This window comes from Cupriavidus sp. 05N39 (assembly GCF_056397325.1).
Genome location: NZ_JBFTNE010000094.1, coordinates 21,046 through 27,157 on the forward strand (window position 1 = coordinate 21,046; position 6,112 = coordinate 27,157).

Consider the following 6,112-nt stretch of genomic DNA (forward strand, 5'->3'; position numbering starts at 1 on the left):
AAATCTCCATGCGTTACTCTTGGCAGTGCGCTGGTCCTTGCCGGAAGGCGGGACGAGTTTTTCACTTCGTTACGTCCGGGCTATTCTGCCATCCGCCACCCAGGGCCAGGAAGAGATTGATCTGGTCGATCGCCACCTCACTATCCGACGCCGCCACGGCCGCGTCAGAACCGGCCAACGTACGGTCTGCGTCGAGGCTGGACAGATAGGGCGCGCGGCCGGCCTGGTACAGGAGCCGATTCTGCCGCGCCGCCTCGCTCGCATTGTCCCGTGCCGCCCTCAGGGCGAGGTTGCGCTCCAACTCCCTGGTATAGGCGCTGAGCGCGCTTTGGGTTTCCTGCAACGCCTTGAGCACCACGCCATCGAAGTTCGCCAGCGCCGCATCGGCCCCCGCCTCCATGCGGTGAATGCGTGGCCGCACCCCGTTGGTCGGGAGGTTCCATGTCAGCATCGGGCCTAGGGCCCAGTGAGCGGTCTGCCCCGTACCGAGGTCGCTGAGCAGCCCCGTGAGGCCCGCCGATGCCCCGATGCTGACCGACGGATAGAGATCGGCCGTGGCCACGCCGATTTTTGCCGTAGCCGATGCAAGCTCGCGCTCGGCCTGCCGTACATCGGGCCGGCGCTTGAGCAGCGCAGCACCATCCCCCACCGGAATCGCCTGGCGCAGCTTCGGTTCCTCGTGGCACTCCGCTTCTGCCACAGGAAGCGCGGCCGGCGGCTTGCCCAGCATGACGGCCAGCCGGTATGCGGCCCTCTCCTGCTCTGCCTTGAAGTGCGGAAGGCTGGCCCGCAAGGTCTCCGCCTGGGCTTGCGCGCGCAGCGCGTCGACCGGCTGCCCCCGCCCGGCGGCGACCATCTTGCGGGCGATGTCCACCCCACGCTCCTGCAACGCCAGTTGCCGCTCGGCCACTTCATACTCATGCGTGGCCGCGCAGCCTTGCACATATGCACGCACGGTCTCTGCGACAACCCCGACGCGTGCCATGTCGAGCGCGGCCTGACTCGCCTCGGCGCTTGCAAGGGCCGCTTCGTCGGCACGTTCGAGCTTGCCGAAGAAATCAACCAGGTAGGACACGGAGAAGCCAACGTCGCCAATGCTGAAGACCGGTATCTTCTCCTTCATCAGGAAGCTCTCGCCAGAGATCTGGGTGCGCTCTGTTGCCGCGGAGACGCTTGCCTGCGGGAGGTTGTCCGCTTCCACCTCGTGATACATCGCGATGGCCCGCCGCAGGTTAGCCGCAGCGACCCGCAAATCGGTATTGGCAGTGAGCGATTCCCGGACCAGCTTGTCCAGCTTCGGGTCGTCGTACAGGCGCCACCAGGCGTCCGGCACCGGCGCCAGGGAAACCGCCGGATGCTTCGTACCAAGCAAGGGGCCATTGGCCTGCGGCGCATGCACGGCGGCATGCGCCGGCACATGGTAATCAGGACCGACCGTGGTACAGGCTTGCAATAGCGGCATCAGTACCGGTAGCAGGGCAAGGCTGAGTCTCTTCTTCATTTTGACTTCTCCAGTTGCGCCACGCCTGGATGCGCCTGCCCTGCCATTGGCGCTTCCCGCACGGCAACTGTCGCGGTACGGCCGGACACAAGTCGTACGCCGGACGGCACGTCATCAAGCGCGATGCGCACCGGCACGCGTTGCGCCAGCCTCACCCAGTTGAAGGTAGGATTCACATTCGGCAGCAAATTGGATCCACTGCTACGGTCGCGATCTTCGATGCCGGCCGATATGCTCTGAACGTGTCCGTGCAGATGCTCGCCCTCGCCCATGATTCGCACGTCCACCGGATTGCCAATACGTATGCGATGCAGCTTCGTCTCTTCAAAGTAGCCCTCCACGTAAATGGAGTCCACATCGATCATCGAAAGCACCGGCCGGCCGGTCGTCACATAGTCTCCCAGCCGTGGCAGCCGGTCATTGAGATTGCCGTTCAYCGGGCTAACGACGTTCGTGCGGGCAAGGTTGAGCCGCGCGAGGTCGACGGCTGCTTCGGCTTGCGCCAAGGCGGCCGCGGCCTGATCGACCTTGGCGAAACCCTCTTCGACGACCTCCTTGGAGACCACCTCGGACAGGGTACGGTTGCGTTCTGCCTCCCTGCGTAGCTGCGCCAGCGAGACGCGCTGCGCAGTCGCCGTAGCCAAGGCCTGCTGCAAGGCAAGCTCATAGCGGGCCTGGTCGACCACGAAAAGGAGCTGCCCACGCGTCACCTGCTGGTTGTCCTTGACCAGGATACGCGTCACCAGCCCCGACACATCAGGCGCGATCTGCACGATATCGGCACGCACATGGCCGTCACGCGTCCACGGCGCGATGGTGTAGTAATCCCATAGATGCCTGACGACAAAAAAGGCAACCGCCGTGGCGATTAACGTCAGCGCCACAGAGCCGAGCGAACGAAGATGGATTTTCATGATTGAAGCGAACGCGCAATGGCGACTACGCCGCCTAGCACGATAAGGTAGATGGCAAGATTGAAGAGCGACCGATGCCACACCAACCGGTAGAAGCCGAAGCGGGCGAGCAGCGCGCGCATGCAGGTAGTGATAGCAAAGGTCACCAGCATCAACGCCAGCAGGGTAGGCACGAAGACGCCATAAACATCGATCTCGCCGCTCAGCATGTTCCCTCCGTGTACAGCGCGGTATCCGAAGGCCATTGCCGGATCAAGGTGATACCTCCTGCGATTCTTTCCCTATCGGATACAAGGTCAGCCGGAGCACCACCAGGGCAGCCAGAGCATGTCGAGTGCCGTCGCCCGGGAAGGCGGCAAGTTCTCCGATGGCCTTCTCGATACATGCGCGGAGCGTGGCTGGCGACGCCGAACCCGTCCCGGTTCCGAGCCGGGCGCGAAAATGGCTCGCGACGGCGTTCAACACACCGGTTACCGCCCTGCGCGCCTGGGGTCGCATGGCGGACAGACCGCGCCGCAGGGCCAGCAAGCTGAATCCGATTTGCAACTCGGCGAAACCATCCGAAGGCATGTTCCCGACGCTTGCCGTCAGCCGCGGCGCAAGTTGGTTAAGCCGGTCCACCATGCGGCCACCCAGCTTTGCCACTTTTGGTGCTTCGCTGCAGGTGGCAGCCTGCGCCAGGTCCTTCCAGCTCGCGCGAATCAGGCGGCGCGCCGCGACTCGGGCGCCAAACGGCCGTGTCGCCATGGCCCACAGAGGCGCGAACAGCATGCCGCCGATGCTCGCCAGGCTACCGTTGATGGTGGCAAGAAAGTTGGCGTCAAAGACACTCTGAAAGTTCGCGAAGGACGCCGTATTCAGCGACAAGAGCAGCGCGATGAGATTGAACCCCGGCCTTGGCAGCAGCAAGCCGATCCCAAGGTATGGCACTGCCAGCATGCCAGCCAGCGTCACGAAATCATGCGCATATGGCACTACCGCGAACAGGTAAAAGGCGGACACGGCGAAACAGACGCCGCTCCACCGCAAAAAGGAATGCGCCGCCGACCGTGGCTCCTCAATCGTGGCAAAGAAGCAGCTGGTGACTGCCGCCAGCACGACGGCCCCGGCCCCGGCCTCCCACTGCGACACGATCCACAGCAGGCCCGCGCAAAAAACAGCAAGACTGGTGGAGCAGGCATAGAAGAGCAACATGCCGTGATCATGATGACTGGCACGGTCGGCGGACAGCCCGCGCACCCTTAGCGGAGATTCGCTGGATCCGGTGGTCCGGTCGCCGATGCTGCGTTGCAGTGCCCGGCAATCTTCGCCCAACGCCGCCAGCGCGAGCAACAGCTCGTTGGCGGTAGCCACCAGGCTCGCATGCCAGCCCGGTGCCATCCCATTCGCGGCGGGGGGCGTGGCTGGCGGTATCTGGGTCGGTGCCGGACCGTAAAAGCCTCCGCGGATCCAGCGCGACATTTCGGTCATATGGCGGGCCAGGTCCTCGGGGATGCCAGCCAGTTGACTCCGCAACGCCCGCACTACACCTGCCAATGACGACAGCAACGGTAACAGCATGGCCATCCGCTCCCACAGTGCGCGGGCATTACGCAGGGACTCGGTACCCTCGGTGTCATAAGAGAGCTGCTTGATCAACTGGTCTATCGTGGAAATGTCGGATACCAGGCGATGCCGATTTTCATGCGAGAACGCATTCGAGTCCGGCGCGGCCGACAGAATTTCCGCGGCCCACTGCCCCGCGTCGCCGAGCCAGACAGCCGCCCTGTCGCGCAAGGTCGGCGCCACTTTCGTGGGGAAGAACAAGGCACTCACCATGCCGGCGCAGACGATCCCGATGGCGATTTCCTCGACGCGAGCGATGGCCAGGTCGAAGATTTCCACAGGCTGGCTGACCGCCGGCAGCGCAACGATAGGCAGTGTGTAGGCACTCAGAAGGAAGATGTAGTTGCGCGGTGCCCGATCAAGCAGGGATAGATAGAGCAGCGCGCCAGACCAGAGCGAAATCGCCCCCATCAGCAACACAGGCGCATTGACCAGGAGGGGCACCGTCACCACCGCGGCGGTTGCGCCCAGCAGCGTGCCCACTACGCGATAGGCCGCCTTGGCACGCGTCGCTCCCGTCACCGGATTGGACACGAGATAGACCGTCGCCATTGCCCAGTAGGGTCGGGGCAATGCAAGGGCGAGCGCGATGTACAGCGCCAGCATCGCTGCCGCATACACCTTTAGCGAAAAGAGCCATTGCCGTGCACTCAGCCAGCTAGCCATGTTGCACACCTGTATTCACGATTGATTCCATTTAGCATGGCCCATCACCAGACGCTCCGGGCCACGGCGACGGGTTGCAGAAGAAGCTTTAGCCAGCGTCCGGTCTCGACCCGGCGACTGCGAATCGCAGCCCGCTGATGTGTCGACCTTTCTCACCGCTACTGCACCGGCACCGTGCAACCGGGCCGATAATCAGCGTGCCGCATCGCGTAGCCATCCATTGCGCCCTGATCCGCTGCGGGCAAGTATGGCCTGTGCACAATCAAATTCGACCATAATTCACGCTCGCTTGTATCACCCGCCTGTCGAAGCGAGGTGCGTCGCAAAGTTGCCGGGCAGGTAGGTGCAGTCCAACTGATCTCGAATGATTCCCTCCCACGCGGTCACGCAGGACTTGGTGGCTCCGGGAAGACAGAACAGCAACTTCCCGTTCGCGTACCCGGCCAGCGCACGTGACTGGATCGTTGAACTACCGACCTCCCCGTAGGAAAGCTGCCGGAAGATCTCCCCGAAGCCGGTTATCTCTTTGTCCAGCAGTGGCCTCACCGCCTCCGGGAGAGAATTCGCCAGGGAGAAGCCCGTGCCACCACTGCTGATGATCACCTGAATCCTGGAATCGGCAATCCACTCGCTAAAGATGCGACGAATCTCGTAGATGTTGTCCTTGACAATATCGCGGTCTACACATCGATGCCCCTCACGTGAGAGTACATCTACCAGATAGTCGCCGGAGCCATCATCATCCGGTGTTCGCGTGTCGCTCACCGTCATCACTGCACAGTTCAGGAACATATTGTTTGCGTGGTTCATTCGGTCTTCTCTTCCAGCCTCATTACGACGCAGCGCGCTTCCCGATCGCATCTTCGCGTCCGCGGCTTGCGGCGTGATTACGCTCAGATCTCGGTGTACTCAACGAAGCCGTCCTTCCTGCAGAAGCTCACAAGCTTCATGCCCGCCTGCTCGGCGATGCTGATTGCCAGGGAGGTGGGCGCGGAGATCGTGGCAAGCATTGGAATATTCATTCGCGCTGTCTTTCGCACCAGCTCGTAGCTGGCGCGGCTCGACAGAAAGACGAAACCCGCCTTCATGTCGATCCTTTTCATGGCCAGGGCACCGATGAGCTTGTCGAGGCCGTTGTGACGGCCCACGTCCTCGTACACGGCGAGAATTTCTCCTTCCGGATTGCACCAGGCAGCCGCGTGCACGCCGCCGGTCGCTCGCATGAGCAACTGATGGTCCTGTAGCGCCTCGGCAGCACGCGCAATGACGACATTCGTCGCGACAACGTGCATCGCCGGCGGTTCAATGCGTTCCGGGTGCAAGTCCAGAAGTTCAATACTCTCGATTCCGCATACTCCGCAGCCAGTCCGTCCGGCAAGCGCACGTCGTCGCCCCTTCAATGCGAGAAAGGATGGCTGTCCCACGG

At 62.7% G+C, this 6,112-nt stretch carries 6 protein-coding genes; all 6 read right to left on the minus strand.

Annotated elements, in window-relative coordinates:
* Nucleotides 1-61 precede the first annotated feature (61 nt).
* Nucleotides 62-1,501, minus strand: coding sequence for an efflux transporter outer membrane subunit (locus AC1DN0_RS32095; RefSeq protein ID WP_441625057.1), 1,440 nt, complete (start codon nucleotides 1,499-1,501; stop codon nucleotides 62-64).
* On the minus strand, nucleotides 1,498-2,415 hold the full coding sequence (locus AC1DN0_RS32100; protein WP_477146288.1) for an efflux RND transporter periplasmic adaptor subunit: 918 nt from the start codon (nucleotides 2,413-2,415) through the stop codon (nucleotides 1,498-1,500). Before AC1DN0_RS32100 ends, AC1DN0_RS32095 begins: the two co-directional genes overlap by 4 nt.
* The gene (locus AC1DN0_RS32105) at nucleotides 2,412-2,624 is read right to left on the minus strand and encodes a DUF1656 domain-containing protein (protein WP_441625053.1); all 213 of its coding nucleotides are present in this window, start codon (nucleotides 2,622-2,624) and stop codon (nucleotides 2,412-2,414) included. The genes AC1DN0_RS32100 and AC1DN0_RS32105 overlap by 4 nt, the downstream gene beginning before the upstream one ends.
* A 43-nt stretch (nucleotides 2,625-2,667) precedes the next feature.
* Entirely contained in the window at nucleotides 2,668-4,686 is a 2,019-nt protein-coding gene (locus tag AC1DN0_RS32110; RefSeq protein WP_441625051.1) for an FUSC family protein, read from the minus strand.
* A 294-nt stretch (nucleotides 4,687-4,980) separates the two neighbouring features.
* Nucleotides 4,981-5,496 (minus strand): molybdenum cofactor synthesis domain-containing protein, encoded by a 516-nt coding sequence (locus tag AC1DN0_RS32115; RefSeq protein WP_441625049.1) that lies wholly within the window; start codon nucleotides 5,494-5,496, stop codon nucleotides 4,981-4,983.
* An 83-nt stretch (nucleotides 5,497-5,579) separates the two neighbouring features.
* On the minus strand, nucleotides 5,580-6,112 hold a 533-nt coding region (locus tag AC1DN0_RS32120), incomplete at its 5' end, for a formate dehydrogenase accessory sulfurtransferase FdhD (protein WP_477146289.1).